Source organism: Streptococcus equinus, assembly GCF_900101445.1.
Lineage (GTDB): Bacteria > Bacillota > Bacilli > Lactobacillales > Streptococcaceae > Streptococcus > Streptococcus equinus_B.
Map to the genome: position 1 here is coordinate 588,572 of NZ_FNKE01000001.1, position 15,243 is coordinate 603,814.

A 15,243-nucleotide genomic window follows, 5' to 3' on the forward strand; every position below is an offset into this window, starting at 1 on the left:
TTCATTTTACCGAAAAATCTCTTTTTAAACGAAGAATATGCTTGAAAGTTAAAGATACTTGCTTGCCTCTCTAACTGAAAGTGGTGATAAGTGTTCTTTGTTTGTCATGATAAACTGTCTAACCCAAGCAGCGTTAGTTTTTGACAAATCACGTAAAGCCCAACCTATGGCTTTATTGATAAAAAATTCCTTTGAACCTAGATTTCTCAGAAGAATCTCTTGGAGTAAATCAATCTTAGTCTGATCTTTTCTACCAAGCTGGTGAAGAATGGCTAGTCTACATAGCCAGATATTATCATCATGTGCCCACGCTTTCATCACCTTATCAACTCTCTCATCCGTTAATCCAATGCGACCAATAACAACGGCTAGTATGTCAATACTATCCCACCACTGTTTGCTTCTTGCAAAATATTCAAGCTTTTCAATATCATCATAAGTCAGAAATCTTTGCATCGTACGCAAGTAATCAAGAACCAAATACTGACACTCACGGTGGTCATCTTGCCAGACCTGCTTTAAAAAAGCCCAATCAAGCTTTTCTGATTTTTTCTCATTGGCTAAAAATGATTTGTAAAGTGCTCGGCGTTTTGGTGTTTGAATGCCATAAAAAGAAAATCGATTTTTCATGTAGGCTGACATAACTTGCGCTTTTGCCGAATCAGCGTTTTCTTCAAATAATCGAGTCATTTCTTCAAGCTTTGACAACTTTCTTCCTCCTTGGAGTAACTAAGCTATTTTTCACTTTCATTCTATCAAAAAGCAGTCTGTTTGGCATACAGACTGCTTGCTTTTACCCTATGAACATCAATACGATTGTTTGATTAGATTTTTTCCAAAGCTAGACGCAAATCTTCAATCAAGTCATCAGCATTTTCAAGACCAACAGATACACGAATTTGATTTCGAGTTACTCCACAAGCTTTCAAATCTTCTTCAGAAAGTTGTTGGTGAGTTGTTGTCGCTGGGTGAACAACAAGAGATTTGGCATCCGCAACGTTTGCTAAATCAGAGAAGATTTCAAGGTTATCGATAAATTTATGCGCTTCTTCTTGCCCTCCCTTGATGTGGAAAGTAAAGATTGAACCAGCACCTTTAGGGAAATATTTTTGAGCCAAGTCATAATATGGGCTTGATGGCAAGCTTGGGTAGTTGACCTTTTCAACTTTTGGATGGTTTGCCAAAAAGTCGACAATTTTCTTAGTGTTTTCAATATGGCGGTCAATACGAAGTGACAATGTTTCAAGACCTTGCAAAAGTAAGAAAGCACTAAATGGTGACAAAGCTGCACCAGTGTCACGCAATAATTGCACACGAAGGGCTGTGATAAAAGCTGCAGCTCCGATATCACGAGTGTAGCTGATATTGTGATATGATGGGTCTTCATCTACAAATTGTGGGAATTTACCAGATGCTTCCCAATCGAAGTTTCCTGAATCCACAACTACACCTGCAATAGTTGTTCCGTGTCCACCGATAAATTTTGTCGCTGAATGAACGGCAATATCAACACCGTGTGAGAAAACATTGATTAGATATGGTGTACCAAAGGTATTATCAGTTACCAATGGAATCTTGTGAGCATGCGCAATATCAGCAATTTTTTCGATATCAGGAATATTGATAACAGGATTTCCAAGCGTTTCAATCAAAACAAGTTTTGTATTATCCTTGATAGCTGCTTCAACTTCTTCAAGATTTGCCACATCAACAAATGTTGTTGTCACGCCATAACGCGGAAGAGTTTCTTTGAGTAAGTTAAATGTTCCACCGTAAAGAGTTGTCGCTGCCACCACATGGTCGCCAGCGTGAGCAAGCCCAAGAACAGCATAAGTAATAGCTGCCATACCAGATGATGTTGCGACTGCCCCAACCCCATTTTCAAGGGCAGCAATACGATTTTCAAAGACTTCTACCGTTGGGTTCCCGATACGTGAATAGATATTTCCTGGTTTTTTCAAGCCAAATAAATCTTCACCTTCTTGAGCATTATCAAAAACATATGATGTTGTTTGGTAAATTGGAACAGCACGAGATTTTGTTGTTGGGTCAACTTCTTGACCAGCATGCAATTGTAAAGTTTCAAAGTTATATTTTCGTGTCATGGCATGTACTCCAATCATTAAAATTTCTGAATGTACATACAATTTTACACTCTTTTAAAAATATTGACTAATACTTATTAAAAAAGACTAGGTATAGTTTCAAACTATACCCTAGTCAAATGCTCTGGCAAATCGCTGAGTATCAAGTTCAACTTCTTTGGACTGAGCGATGGCTGAAATTACAGCAACACCATCTGCTCCAGATTGCCGAATAGCAGCTACATCACCAAATGTAATGCCACCAATTGCCACAATTGGAATGTCTTTATCCAATTCACGCATTTCTCTCAAACCATTTAATCCGATAACTTGACCAGCGTCAGATTTTGAAGAAGTTGGAAAAATAGGACCTACCCCAATGTAATCAACAACATCAATTGCTGATAAATGATATTCTTTAGCATTTCCAACCGATAGACCAATCAACTTATCTGGAAACAACTTTCTAGCCTCATGGACTGGCATATCATCTTGCCCAAGATGAACACCATCAACACCAATTTCTAAAGCCAAATCAATGTCGTCATTGATGAAAAATAAAATGTGGTACTTACGACAAAGTTCTTTAACCTTTAAAGCAAGTTCCTTTTTTTCTTGCCCAGAAAGTGCACCTTGACCTTTTTCACGAAATTGAAAACAGGTCACCCCTGACTTAAAAGCTGCTTCTAAGATATCCAAAAATTTCCCTTTAGGACAATTTGGCGTGCCACAAATAAAATAGACCTGCAACTGTTCTTTATTCACAATATACCTCAACTCTCTTCAAGCGCTCAACATCTTGATTTGTGATTTTGCAAAGAGCATCTAGAAATGCTATCTGAAAACTTCCAGGTAGGGCGTTGCCTGCCGCAACTTCTGCCAGCTCACCTGCGATATTATAAACCGAGATTGCCTCTTCTAAGCAAGCAAGTAAGTCGCCATCTTTAGCAAGGCCGATAAATGCAGCTAGCACTGCTCCGAGTAAGCAGCCTGTTCCTGTAACAAGTGGCATTAAGGGACTACCATTTTTAAGAAGTTTAACGTGACCATTGACCGCAATGGCATCTGTTTTTCCTGTGATGACAACTGGAATTCCAAGTTTTTGATTAGCTAACCAAGCAAGATGTCCAATGTCATCAACGTCTGCAGAATCAACACCTTTACTTTTAACATCTTGTCCAACTAGCGCAGCAATTTCCCCGGCATTTCCGCGTAAAAGTGAAATCTTGTGATGGTTTAGCAAATCAGACGCAACTTTCTTGCGATAAGGTCCAGCACCAGCAGCAACTGGATCCAAAACAGTTGGCACCGAATACTTCTCAGCAATATCTAGAGCGTCCTTGTAAAGTTGCCAACTTCCCTCGTGCAAAGTACCAATATTAACCAACAGACCACTTGCATTTGGCAAAAAATATTCCAAATCTGGCTGATATTCACTCATGGCTGGAGAGGCACCAAGAGCCAACAGACCATTTGCTGAGAAATTCTTGACGACATTATTTGTCAAACAAATGGTCAAAGGATTATTCTCTCGTAAGTCATCTAAATAAGTCATTTAATCTCCTTTGTATGTGACGTGATTAACTGGACCATTTCCATGACCGAGTTCTGGAGCGGTTTTGATAGCTTCTGTAATAAATCGCTTAGCTGTTCCAACAGCTTCTTGAACAGAACGACCTTTGGCTAATTCTGCCGTGATTACTGCAGCATAAGTACAACCCGTTCCGTGTGTATGCCTGGTCGCAACACGTTCAGAGGTAAATGTCTGCACTTGACCATTTTCTAAAAAGAGAAAGTCTTTAGCTTCATTTTGCAAATGGCCTCCCTTGATGACGACATTTTTAACGCCGTATTGTGATTGAATGGCTTTACCAGCTTCTAGGATTGCTTTTTCATCCTTCAATTCTTGTCCAAAAAGCACCTCTGCTTCTGGCAAATTAGGTGTGATAACAGTCGCTAAAGGAAGCAATTTTTCTTTGAGGGCCTCTACTGCTTCTTGGCTAATCAAGCGATCGCCACTCGTCGCTACCATGACGGGATCAAGAACGTAAGGACATGATATAGTATTCAAATACTGACTCACGCGCTCAATGGTTTCAACTTCTGCCAGCATCCCTGTCTTAATCGCATCTGGCTCAATATCAGAAAAAACACTTTTTAGCTGCTCATCAAGAATCGTTTGATCAAGATTACAAATGGCTTGAACACCTTGGGTATTTTGTGCAACTACACTGGTAACGACCGCCATACCATAAACACCACGCGCTTGAAAACTTTTCAAATCAGCCATAATTCCGGCACCACCACTTGGATCAGTTCCTGCAATCGTTAAAGCTACCTGTAACTTAGACATTTCTTACCTCCTCTGGCCATTCTTCTTGGTCAATTGCCATTTGGAAAAAATTGCGCTCATGCTGACAACTTTCCAAAAAGACACGAATCATTTCTTTTCTTTTTTCTTCTGGTAGTTGACTACTAAATCGTTTTAGTAGGTCAAAATAAGTTGGCAAACAAGCTGTTGCTTCATCTGCTGCGTAAAAGTCAAACCATGCTTTAAAAGGATTATCGCTTGCAATCTTACCAGTCTCAAGTGCCTTTTTAGCAACCTGCTGATAAATCCAGGGACATGGAAGCATGGCTGCCAAGATATAAGCTGGATTATCTTGACTTAGCTGATAGTACATGTGCTTAATGTAATGGTCAGAACTTGGATACCAAGCCTTATCAGCAATAATATCATGATAATCTCTTCCAGCTGCCTTAGCTAAAATATGATGAGCTCCCACCTCATGATTAAAAATAAAGTCAATCTGACCTAAAAAGAAGTCTTTGCTTGGTTTATCAGGAATTTTGGCAAATAGCTGAGCATAAATATCAGCGAATTTTTCCAAATAAATAGCATCCGCTTTTAAGTAATGACAAATTGCCTCATTGGGCAAGTTTCCTGCTATCATTTGCTTGATAAAATCATCTGCTAAAATCTTATCAATAAAGATTTGACTGCGTTCTTTCATTTCATTAATCATTAATTTCTTCCTTTACTATTGTTATGAATTCCTTTAAGTGACGAATGGTGCGGAATGCCTGTTCTTGATTGTCTTGTGGGTTATCAGTATTTGACAGATAAACACCCTGAATATCAAATTTTTGAGCTGTTTTTAAATGGCGCGTGCTATCTTCCAGATAAAAAATAGTCTTATCAGATAAGCCTTCTATCTCAAGAACAGCTCGGTAAAACTCATCTGTTTTATCAGGAAATCCTAGCGCAATACAAGAATAAATACCAGAAAAGTATTGCAATACTCCTGCCGATTCTAAACCGATTTTGGCTAAGTCATCATAATTTGATGTGACTGCATAAATCAAAAAATCTTCTTCAGCTAAATCGGCTATCATCTCCACAGCTTGTGGCATAAGTGAAACCTTTTGATAAGCATCTTCTAATAGCTGCTGAGTTTTCCTTTCTGGATAAGTCAACTTTTCTTTGGCAAATAAAGCTGATAAATAAGCTTGCGCCTCAACCATATTGAAACGCCAGAGGTGTTTTTTTATCGCTTGAGTATAGGAGATATTGGCTAAAGCCAAGACTTTCTCGATGACCTCATCCCACAAACCATAAGAATCAAAAACAACCCCGTCTAAATCAAGAAAAATAACGCTTTTACTTTTGGGCAACAAGGGCAACATAGCCTCCTTTGTCATAACCCTCAATCGGTTCTTCCACAAAATCATTAGTATAGATAGGCTGAGCCGTAAGGGTTTGGAAATATCGAATATTTGTCATGCCAAGTTCATCTCTTAAAATCGCTTCTTTTTCAAGAGGGGAATGGAAAATAGCAGAGCGGACTAACTCGATTGGATAAGGAAAAGTTGGGGCAATTTTATGAAAAATTTCTTTATCATAACCACCAACATGCGCAGCAAATTTATACAAAATGCCGTAAGCACTCTCTACTGGAACATCCAACAAAATCAAATGTCCTCCCTTTTTCAAGGCACGATGGCAATTCTGGTAAGCTGACGATAAATCCTTGATATAACTCGAACAACCGTTTAAATAAATCACATCATAGGCTTCTTTTGACAATGACGTTGTCTCTGCATCACCAATTTTGACAGTCATGCCACGTTTTCTGGCAATTGTCGCCATATCATTTGACGGCTCAATACCAAATTTAACCTGAATGCCGTATTGTCTATTCAAAGCTGATTCAAAAAGACCACTACCACAGCCAATTGATAGAATGGTTTCTTTTTCAATATCATGTAAAGCTCGGTGCAACAGTTTTAATTCACTGACAAAGACATTACTATTTGTCATAAACCATTGGTCATACGCGTCTGCGTAACCGTCAAACATTTTTGCATCTGTCATTGTAATCCATCCTCCTTGAGACTTTCTAAGGCATATAATTTTTTCAACTTCATGAAATGTGTTGAATACTTCAAGCCAGAAAGCACAGCCATTGCCATAAAGCCTCCAATCAAAGTCGCCAAAACAAATCGTGGGGTAAAGAAGACCAAAGATTGTGCCTGACTTGCCTTTGCTAGTAACTCGTCATCCCCATGAGCTGATATGGTCCAAAACCAAACCATAACTGGTGCAGAAAGTAATGAGCCAAGAATCCCTGTTCCAAGAAACTCGCCAAACCAAGCCATAATAGGCTTTTTTGTCAAACGGTAAAAGCAAGTGGCTAAAAATGCTCCTGGAACAGAACCAATAATTGCTAATGGAGCCACGCTAGCCACACCAGCTTGGGTTAAAATCCGCATAATAGCAACAATTAATGCCATAGCTACAGCATAAAGAGGCGTCATGAAAGTTGCCGCGATGATATCCATCACACTGGACATAAACGCCATACCTTCAATCCGAAATAACGGCGTTAGCAAAAAATCCAAAGCAATCATGATAGCCAGAACAGTTAAACGATGTACACGATTATTCGCCATAAAAATTCCTTTCCTGACACTAACATGCACCAAAAGCTCACAGAAATAAAAAAACGCCATTTGAAAAATCTCAAATGGAGTTTATCTATTTAAAAACTGCGAAACAGCTCTTTTGACTCTACAAAAGAACTATCTTATATCGATTTTTGCACAACAAAAAAACAGCTTTTTGTTGCTTACACATTTCCCTTCGTCAGTTCTAACTGCATCAGGTTCAATGGGTATAATCTCAGCTTTTACGCACCCCAAATGTCTTATTAAATTTACAGAATAACTATAGCACATTCAAGTTGAAAGCGCAATAATTTTCAGAAAAATGACACAATTTTTGCGGTGAATTGATAAAAAAGAGTTATAATTTGTACAAAAGAATTTTTAATAAACTGGAGTAATACATGAAATATTTAGGACAAGCCTTCAAAGAATTAAGAGAAGCAAGACATATTTCGCTAGCAAATGCTACTGGTGGACACTTCTCCCCTTCAATGCTCTCAAAATTTGAAAGTGGAAAAAATGACCTTTCTGCTCAAAAATTATTGATAGCTCTTGAAAACGCACATATTGAAATTAATGAATTTCTTTATCTAACTAGAGGATTTTTGAAAAGTGATTTAGTAGAATTACAAGAAAAAATCTATTCTTTAGAAGAAAAGCTTGATCAAGCTGGTTTACAGAAATTATATGAAAGTGAGCAAAATAAGCAGAATAATAGAGATACAAAGATGCTTTACACCATAATCATAAAAGCACACATGAAAGCCTTTGATGAGACAACAGAACTAACATCTGAAGAAGAAACGTTCCTTTATAATTACCTTTTTAATACTGAAATCTGGGGAAACCATGAACTATCTCTATTTTCGATTTGTTCTACTCTGTTATCTCCTGAACTATTTACAATGTATGCTAGAGAGTGTCTCCGAAAAACTGATTTTTTAGGAGAACTAGGCGAAAACCGAAAAATTATTCATACAATGTTACTAAATGGTTTTATGCTTTGCATCGATGAAAATGATTTTATTAATGCTAATTATTTTAATAAACAAATCCAAAATCATTTTTACAAAGAAAGCGAAGCTTATTACCGTACGATTTATTTATGGGCAAAGGGCTTGTTTGATTATAAACAAGGACATAAACAAGATGGATTGAAACAAATGAATGATGCAATCCAAATTTTAAAGATTTTGGATTGCCAATCAGCTGCCGATTATTACTCTTCTGGAATGCAAAAAGTAATCAGCGAAAACTTAAATTGATTATAATATTGAATATATTCAAGAGCTTATATCTTTTTTATATTTTCTTTATTATTTTTATCTACAAAAAACTCTTTAAAGAACATGAGTGATTTTCTTATTTGTAGCTCGTTTAAAAACAGTCCTCTGGACTCCTTTTGAATATATTCAACATTTTTACTCCTTGATTAAAAAAATAATATAATAATCCAAAAATCAGTTAAGGAGTCAAAAATATGAAATTATTTTTTACAAATAAGGTATATCACTTTCTAACAGTTTCTCGATTTTTAAACACTATTGGTTCATCACTATATAATATTGTTTTCGTCGTCTATGCTGCCACTGTTTTTCATTCAAAAATTATGGTAGGAGTGGCTAATATAACAATGGTTATACCAACACTCTTTACTATTTTAGTTGGCATAAAGGCTGATCAAACTCAATTCAAAAAGAAATGGATTGTTATCACAGGTTTTACTCAAACAGCTATTTTTACAAGCTTGGCTTTTATAATTTCCAAGCATTGTTTACTTGCCTTTTCTTTTATTTGCCTTTTTAATATCCTTAGCGATATGTTAAGCGATTTTTCAAATGGTCTTCGAATGCCTATTATTCAAAAGTACGTTAACAAGAAAGATTTAATCGAAGCCTATTCATTCACGCAATTCATTTCTTATATCTGCAACTTTTCTGGACAAGCTTTAGGAATTTGGTTATTAACGATTTCTCAACACAACTTTGCGCTTGTCGCAATAATTAATGCACTCTCTTTTATGCTGTCAGCTCTAGTGATATTAATCATCAAAGACGATGCTGATTACGATGTTTTATCAAGCGATAATGAACTATCATTCAAAGAACAATTTTCAAACTTATACCATAACGTTATGTTGATTTTTAACGAAACTAATAGCGCTGATTTTTTTCACTTACTCCTAGCAATTCTCTGCTTAAATATGCTCAGTGGCTCACTTAATGCTATTTATAATATTTGGTTACTGTCTGCAAAAATTGGTCACCTATCCTACAGCCAAGCACTACTTCTTATTGAGTTTATCTTAGTTGGCGGTATTTTGATTGGAAGCTTGACACCACACGATTATTTTTCTCAAAAATCAACTAGACAATTGCTAAAAATTAGTGCAGTAATTTTCTTTCTTGTCGGTCTTTCAAATCTTATCCACTTCCCCTTAATTATCGGTATTTTATTACTAGCATTTGCCAGTTATTTAGTCGGAAAAGTTAATCCTAAAATTAATTCTCAATTATTGAGCAATCTTCCAGCCAATACCTTAGCACAAACAAATAATTTTCTAACTTTTTTGTTCACCTTGTCCCTTCCTGTCGGAACAGTATTATTTAGTAGTTTGTCTTCGTGGAATATCACATCCACTTGGATTACATTTCTAGCTTTAGCTGTTGCTGTCTTTAAATTATCAGCTTCTACTAAAACTGTTCCTGATTGAGAATTTTAAAAAAAAGAAATCCAAGTTTTCCTTGGATTTCTTTTGGTATTACTTCTCTTATTATTTCTTCTCAATTGGTGCGACGCTGGCTAGTAGTTTTTTAAGTCCAACTTCTGGGAAATTGATTTTTAGTTCTTGAGTCTTGCCTGAGCCTGTAACTGCAAGGACAGTTCCGTCACCCCATTTTCTGTGGTGAGCGATATCTCCGATTTGCCAGTCGACAGCTTCTTTTGAAGCGCCAGCAGCTTGACCAAAAGGTACTCCTTTGACAGCTTTTGAATATGGCTGCGCTCCACGTGATGTCGGTTGAACTTTCGCTTTGCGAGCTTGAAGAGCTTGTTGGAGGCTCATGCCTTTACCAAAGCTCATTGATTGGTCACTGCTATTGCTATAGCGAACACCAAATGAAGAATTAGCAGGTCGAGCCAAGCCTTGGTATTGCAATAACTCGTCATCAATTTCACGAATGAAGCGAGATGGACGGTTATAACTTGTCTTACCAAACAAGGTACGTGTATTGGCATTTGTCACAAAGAGCAATTGCTCAGCACGCGTGATACCAACATAAGCCAAACGGCGTTCTTCTTCTAATTCATCTTGATCTTCAGCAGCTCGAGAAAGAGGGAAGACCCCTTCTTCCATACCAATCAAGAAGACAATTGGGAATTCCAAACCTTTAGCAGCGTGCAAGGTCATCAAAGTCACTTCTGCTGTTTCAGCATCACCATCATCAGTATCCGCAATTAAAGCCAAATCATTCAAGAAACGACTTAGTTTGTCAATACCAGATTCATCTTCTGGGGCATCGTCTTGATTTTCATCAAAGTTTTTCGTAACAGTCAAGAATTCTTCGATATTTTCGATACGTGCTTGGCTTTCAAGCGTATTTTGCACACGAAGGGCATCAAGGTATCCAGTCTTATCAAGAACAGCTTCTACCAATTCAGTAACACTGTATTTGTCCAAGTCAGCACGAAGGTTCATAAGAAGATTAGCCAAATCCCAAACGGCTTGTGCTGCTTTTCCTTTGACACCTGAAAGCATGATGTTTGCTGATGCATCAAGCAAGCTCATGTTTTGAAGATTAGCAAAGTCACGGATTTTCTCAAGCGTACCAGGACCGACACCGCGTTTTGGTTCGTTGACAATTCGTCCATAGCTGATGTTGTCAGCAGTGTTTGCAATAACATTCAAGTATGAAATGACATCACGGATTTCCTTACGGCTGTAGAATTTCGTTCCACCAACCATTGTATATGGAATATTTGATTTCAGCAATGCTTCTTCAATAGTACGTGATTGGGCGTTAGTACGGTAAAGAACTGCAAAATCTTTAAAGTTTTTCCCTTGTTCACGGACGATATTGTCAATCGTTGAGGCAACAAAAACAGCTTCTTCGCGTTCATCACGCGCACGGTAATAAACAATTTGTTCCCCGTCAGCGTTTTGTGTCCAAAGTTTTTTCGGACGACGGTTGCGGTTGTTATTGATAACGGCATTAGCTGCTTGCAAAATTTTCTTAGTGGAACGATAGTTTTCTTCCAACATAACAACCTTGGCTTCAGGATAATCTTTCTCAAAATCAAGGATATTTTGCATATCAGCACCACGCCAACCATAGATAGATTGGTCAGCATCACCGACGACACAGATATTTTTAAAACGAGATGCCAAGAGTTTAACCAACTGATACTGAGCATGGTTAGTATCTTGATACTCATCTACGTGAATATATTGGTAGCGTTGTTGGTAATAAGCCAAAACATCTGGATTTTGGTCAAACAAACGAAGCGTCAACATGATAAGGTCATCAAAGTCCATAGCTTCGCTTTGACGAAGTTCAGCTTGGTAAGCTTTATAACATTTGGCAACGATTTGAGTGTACATGTCACCAGCTTGGTTCTCATATGCAACCTCATCAAGCAAATCATTCTTGGCATTTGAAATCGTTCCAAGGATGGCACGTTCGTTCCATTTTTTAGGATCAAGGTTGAGGTTCTTTAAAATACGTTTCATGAGCGTACGTTGTTCACCAGGGTCCACAATGGTAAAGTTGCGGTTGTAGCCAATATGATCTGCATCACGGCGCAAAATGCGGACACACATGCTGTGGAAGGTAGCAATCAAAGTATCTGCCGTTGCTGGATTCAAGGCCATGGCACGTTCACGCATTTCACGCGCAGCTTTATTGGTGAAGGTAATCGCTAAGATATTCCACGGATTTACAAATTTTTCATCAATCAAATAAGCAATGCGGTGTGTCAACACGCGAGTCTTCCCAGAGCCCGCACCTGCCATAATCAAAAGCGGACCTTCTGTCGTTTTAACAGCTTCAGCCTGCTTATCATTCATACCATTTAATAAAGGATTCATCGTATAAAAGACCACGGAGGTTCTGCCATCAGCTCCTATCAGCCAAGAAAACCATCCGAGATTTATTCCTCTCTATATTAATTATTTCATTAAAATCAATGCTTTTCTATTGTACCATTTTTTAAAGAAATAATGTTGGCTGGTTTCACTTTGTTTGACAAATCTTCAAGAAATAAGAATGAATGCTGTCACTCTCATCAACTTCAGGATGAAAAGAAAGTCCGATTTGATTGCGATAACGAGCAGCGACGATTTTCCCTTGATGTTTTGACAAAATTTCAACTTCATCTTCTACCTCACTAATGTATGGTGCTCTGATAAAAGTCGCTGGTACTTGACCTAAATCCGCAAAGTCAAGCAAAGACGTAAAGCTTCCTAACTGTCTGCCGTAGGCATTACGCTTAACGGTGACTGGTAAAATTCCTAAATAATTCTCTGCCTGATTTTCTACATTTTCAGCTAGTAATATCAAGCCAGCGCAAGTCGCAAGAACCGGCAATCCCTGCTGAATCCTTTCTCGCAAAGGTTCTAAAAGCCCCAAATCAGCTAACAGTTTTCCCTGTACTGTTGATTCACCACCTGGAAGCACCAAACCGTCTAGCGGCTTTTCCAAATCTTTTAGCTGCCGAATCTCAATTGTCTGTGCACCTAATGAGGCTAACTTTGCTTTATGCTCTGCAAAATCCCCTTGCAGGGCTAGCACTCCGATTAAAACCATATCAACCTCCTAAATTCCACGTTCAGCCATAAGCAATTGGATTTCTTCTTCGTTAATGCCGACCATGGCTTCGCCAAGATTTTCTGATAACTTGGCAAGTAATTTCTTATCTTGATAATTTGTCACAGCTTGAACGATAGCACGCGCACGTTTTTCGGGGTCACCTGATTTGAAAATACCAGAGCCAACAAAAACACCTTCTGCACCAAGTTGCATCATCAGCGCAGCATCTGCTGGCGTAGCCACACCACCTGCCGCAAATAAAACAACAGGTAATTTTCCTGTCTCATGAACTTCTTTGACTAAATCATAAGGAACTTGCAATTCTTTTGCTGCTTGATAGAGTTCATCCGAACGAAGAGCCTTTAGACGAGCGATTTCTTTTTTCAATGAACGTAAGTGTCGAACCGCTTGGATGACATCACCAGTACCTGGTTCTCCTTTTGAACGAATCATGCTAGCACCTTCTGCAATACGGCGAAGAGCCTCACCAAGATTTTTAGCCCCACACACAAATGGCACGTCAAATTGAGTCTTATCAATATGATAAAGGTCATCAGCAGGTGATAGCACTTCACTTTCATCAATGTAATCAATCTCAATAGCTTCAAGAATCTGAGCTTCAACAAAATGCCCAATGCGCACTTTTGCCATAACAGGAATGGAAACCGCCTCTTGAATTTCTTTAATCATTTTGGGGTCACTCATGCGTGAGACACCACCTGCAGCTCGGATGTCAGCAGGAATTCTTTCTAGTGCCATAACGGCACAAGCACCTGCTGCTTCAGCGATTCTTGCTTGTTCAGGAGTGGTTACATCCATAATCACTCCACCTTTGAGCATTTGAGCTAGTTGCTTGTTAAGTTGATAACGTTGGTTTGCCATAAAAACACCTCATTTACATTTTTATTGCTTTTCATTATAATAAAAACTGACATGGTATCAAGCGTCACTTAAAAACTTTTTTATAGGGTCAGATTGGAGATGTTATGCTTACTTATTCATTGGATAAAAAGGGTGCTATTCCCCTTTATGAACAACTTTATCGTGCAATCAAAAAAGATATTACCATTGGGATTTTAAAAGCTGGAGAAAAATTGCCATCAAAACGCAACCTAGCCAAACACCTTGGCATATCTATCGTTACGGTAGAAACCAGTTATCAGCAATTAAAAGCTGAAGGCTATATTTACAGTCAGGCAAAAAAAGGATTCTTCGTTTCAGAAATCAATCCGCACCATCCACCCGTTGAAAAAACCATAAGGTTACTTTCAAATCCAGAAAGCAGGCCAGATGACGACAAAGCTTATTTACGACTTAGCAATAACCAGACCAATTCTGAAACTTTTCCATTTGCCACGTGGTCAAAAATTGTTCGTCAAGTTCTTAATAACTGCCAAGATGAACTTGTTCACCCCTCGCCAAGTAAAGGTGTTCTGCTACTAAGACAAGCTATCGCTAAACACCTAAATGACTATCGCGGAATGGCTATCGACCCACGCCAGATTATCATCGGTGCAGGAACCGAGTATTTGTATACTATTCTCATTCAACTGCTTGGGCTTGATAAAACTGTCGCACTTGAGGAACCAAGTTATTCAAAAATCCGCAAAATTTATCAACAATTTCATGTCAAACAAACCTTCATTGATATGGAAAATGACGGACTTAGTATGTCACAACTAAAAGAAACAGATGCCGATATTGTCCACCTTTCTCCTTCGCACCAATTTCCTACAGGAGCTATTTTATCTATCAGCAAACGTTATGAACTTTTAAGTTGGGCAAATCAAGGCAATCGTTATATCATTGAGGATGATTATGATAGTGAATTTCGCTTTCAAGGGCTACCGATTCCTAGCCTTCAAGAGATTGATAGCCTCGGAAAAGTCATTTATATCAATACTTTTAGCAAAAGCTTGGCTTCAACTTTACGTATTAGTTATATGATTTTGCCGCCGCAATTATTGGAACGCTTTGAAAAGCAACTTAGCTTTTACAATAACACTGTCTCAAACTTACAACAATACACCCTTGCTTACTTTATTAACGACGGTTATTTTGAAAAGCATTTAAATCGTATGCGACTTTTTTATCAGAAAAAACGTGATACCTTCATCCAAAAATTATTAGCCAGTCCACTCAAAAATCACATCAGTATCCATGATGAAGAATCTGGTTTGCATTTTATCATGACCATTAAAAGTGACCTAGCAGAAGATGACATTTGCAGGCAAGCTCTGGCAAATGGCTTACAAATGACAGCTATTTCCCACTATTACCAAGGGGAAAATAAGCATTTTGACAAGTCTTTCATCGTTAATTATGCTAATATTTCTAATCAAGATATCGAAAAGATCATTAATATTTTATCGCAAATCATTCTTTGATTTTTTTGTAATTTATAT

The 15,243-nt window shown here is 38.0% G+C and carries 15 protein-coding genes and 1 riboswitch; of the genes, 3 read left to right on the forward strand and 12 right to left on the reverse strand.

The genetic code is table 11. The features are described 5' to 3' along the window. Positions 1-48 precede the first annotated feature (48 nt). From BLR83_RS02945 to thiW, 9 genes are all read right to left on the reverse strand, one after another. Entirely contained in the window at positions 49-708 is a 660-nt protein-coding gene (locus BLR83_RS02945) for a DNA alkylation repair protein (protein ID WP_074560232.1), read from the reverse strand. Between the two features lie 116 nt (positions 709-824). Next, positions 825-2,105, reverse strand: a complete 1,281-nt coding sequence (locus BLR83_RS02950) for an O-acetylhomoserine aminocarboxypropyltransferase/cysteine synthase family protein (RefSeq protein WP_074560234.1) — start codon at positions 2,103-2,105, stop codon at positions 825-827. A 111-nt stretch (positions 2,106-2,216) separates the two neighbouring features. After that, positions 2,217-2,849, reverse strand: coding sequence for a thiamine phosphate synthase (thiE, locus tag BLR83_RS02955; protein ID WP_074560235.1), 633 nt, complete (start codon positions 2,847-2,849; stop codon positions 2,217-2,219). Beyond that, positions 2,842-3,639 (reverse strand): hydroxyethylthiazole kinase, encoded by a 798-nt coding sequence (gene thiM, locus BLR83_RS02960; protein ID WP_074560237.1) that lies wholly within the window; start codon positions 3,637-3,639, stop codon positions 2,842-2,844. The genes thiE and thiM overlap by 8 nt, the downstream gene beginning before the upstream one ends. Next, positions 3,640-4,437: a bifunctional hydroxymethylpyrimidine kinase/phosphomethylpyrimidine kinase gene (gene thiD, locus BLR83_RS02965; protein ID WP_074560238.1), complete on the reverse strand. Its 798-nt coding sequence runs from the start codon at positions 4,435-4,437 to the stop codon at positions 3,640-3,642. It abuts the gene before it with no gap. After that, on the reverse strand, positions 4,430-5,110 hold the full coding sequence (gene tenA, locus BLR83_RS02970; protein ID WP_074560240.1) for a thiaminase II: 681 nt from the start codon (positions 5,108-5,110) through the stop codon (positions 4,430-4,432). Before tenA ends, thiD begins: the two co-directional genes overlap by 8 nt. After that, positions 5,103-5,786, reverse strand: a complete 684-nt coding sequence (locus BLR83_RS02975; protein ID WP_234793097.1) for an HAD family hydrolase — start codon at positions 5,784-5,786, stop codon at positions 5,103-5,105. Before BLR83_RS02975 ends, tenA begins: the two co-directional genes overlap by 8 nt. Next, a complete protein-coding gene (locus BLR83_RS02980; protein ID WP_074560243.1) occupies positions 5,746-6,459 on the reverse strand; it encodes a class I SAM-dependent DNA methyltransferase in 714 nt (237 codons plus the stop codon). The genes BLR83_RS02975 and BLR83_RS02980 overlap by 41 nt, the downstream gene beginning before the upstream one ends. After that, positions 6,456-7,037: an energy coupling factor transporter S component ThiW gene (gene thiW / locus BLR83_RS02985; protein ID WP_074560244.1), complete on the reverse strand. Its 582-nt coding sequence runs from the start codon at positions 7,035-7,037 to the stop codon at positions 6,456-6,458. Before thiW ends, BLR83_RS02980 begins: the two co-directional genes overlap by 4 nt. Positions 7,038-7,205: 168 nt before the next feature. Next, positions 7,206-7,295, reverse strand: a riboswitch (TPP riboswitch). A gap of 137 nt (positions 7,296-7,432) precedes the next feature. Between thiW and BLR83_RS02990 the strand changes: the two genes are divergently transcribed. Both BLR83_RS02990 and BLR83_RS02995 read left to right on the forward strand, forming a co-directional pair. After that, positions 7,433-8,296, forward strand: a complete 864-nt coding sequence (locus tag BLR83_RS02990) for a helix-turn-helix domain-containing protein (RefSeq protein ID WP_074560246.1) — start codon at positions 7,433-7,435, stop codon at positions 8,294-8,296. 215 nt (positions 8,297-8,511) lie between these two features. After that, the gene (locus BLR83_RS02995) at positions 8,512-9,744 is read left to right on the forward strand and encodes an MFS transporter (RefSeq protein ID WP_074560247.1); all 1,233 of its coding nucleotides are present in this window, start codon (positions 8,512-8,514) and stop codon (positions 9,742-9,744) included. Positions 9,745-9,804: 60 nt separating this feature from the next. Here the strand turns inward: BLR83_RS02995 and pcrA are convergent, their stop codons facing one another. The 3 genes from pcrA to pdxS all read right to left on the reverse strand — a co-directional run bounded on the left by pcrA (position 9,805) and on the right by pdxS (position 13,720). After that, positions 9,805-12,117 (reverse strand): DNA helicase PcrA, encoded by a 2,313-nt coding sequence (pcrA, locus tag BLR83_RS03000; protein ID WP_074560249.1) that lies wholly within the window; start codon positions 12,115-12,117, stop codon positions 9,805-9,807. Between the two features lie 145 nt (positions 12,118-12,262). Beyond that, on the reverse strand, positions 12,263-12,835 hold the full coding sequence (gene pdxT, locus BLR83_RS03005) for a pyridoxal 5'-phosphate synthase glutaminase subunit PdxT (protein WP_074560251.1): 573 nt from the start codon (positions 12,833-12,835) through the stop codon (positions 12,263-12,265). A 9-nt stretch (positions 12,836-12,844) separates the two neighbouring features. Further along, entirely contained in the window at positions 12,845-13,720 is an 876-nt protein-coding gene (gene pdxS / locus BLR83_RS03010) for a pyridoxal 5'-phosphate synthase lyase subunit PdxS (protein WP_074560252.1), read from the reverse strand. A gap of 104 nt (positions 13,721-13,824) precedes the next feature. Here pdxS and BLR83_RS03015 point away from each other — a divergent pair, with 104 nt between their 5' ends. Continuing rightward, positions 13,825-15,225 carry a MocR-like pyridoxine biosynthesis transcription factor PdxR gene (locus tag BLR83_RS03015; RefSeq protein ID WP_074560254.1) on the forward strand — a complete coding sequence of 467 codons (1,401 nt, stop codon included), beginning with the start codon at positions 13,825-13,827 and terminating at the stop codon, positions 15,223-15,225. Positions 15,226-15,243 lie beyond the last annotated feature (18 nt).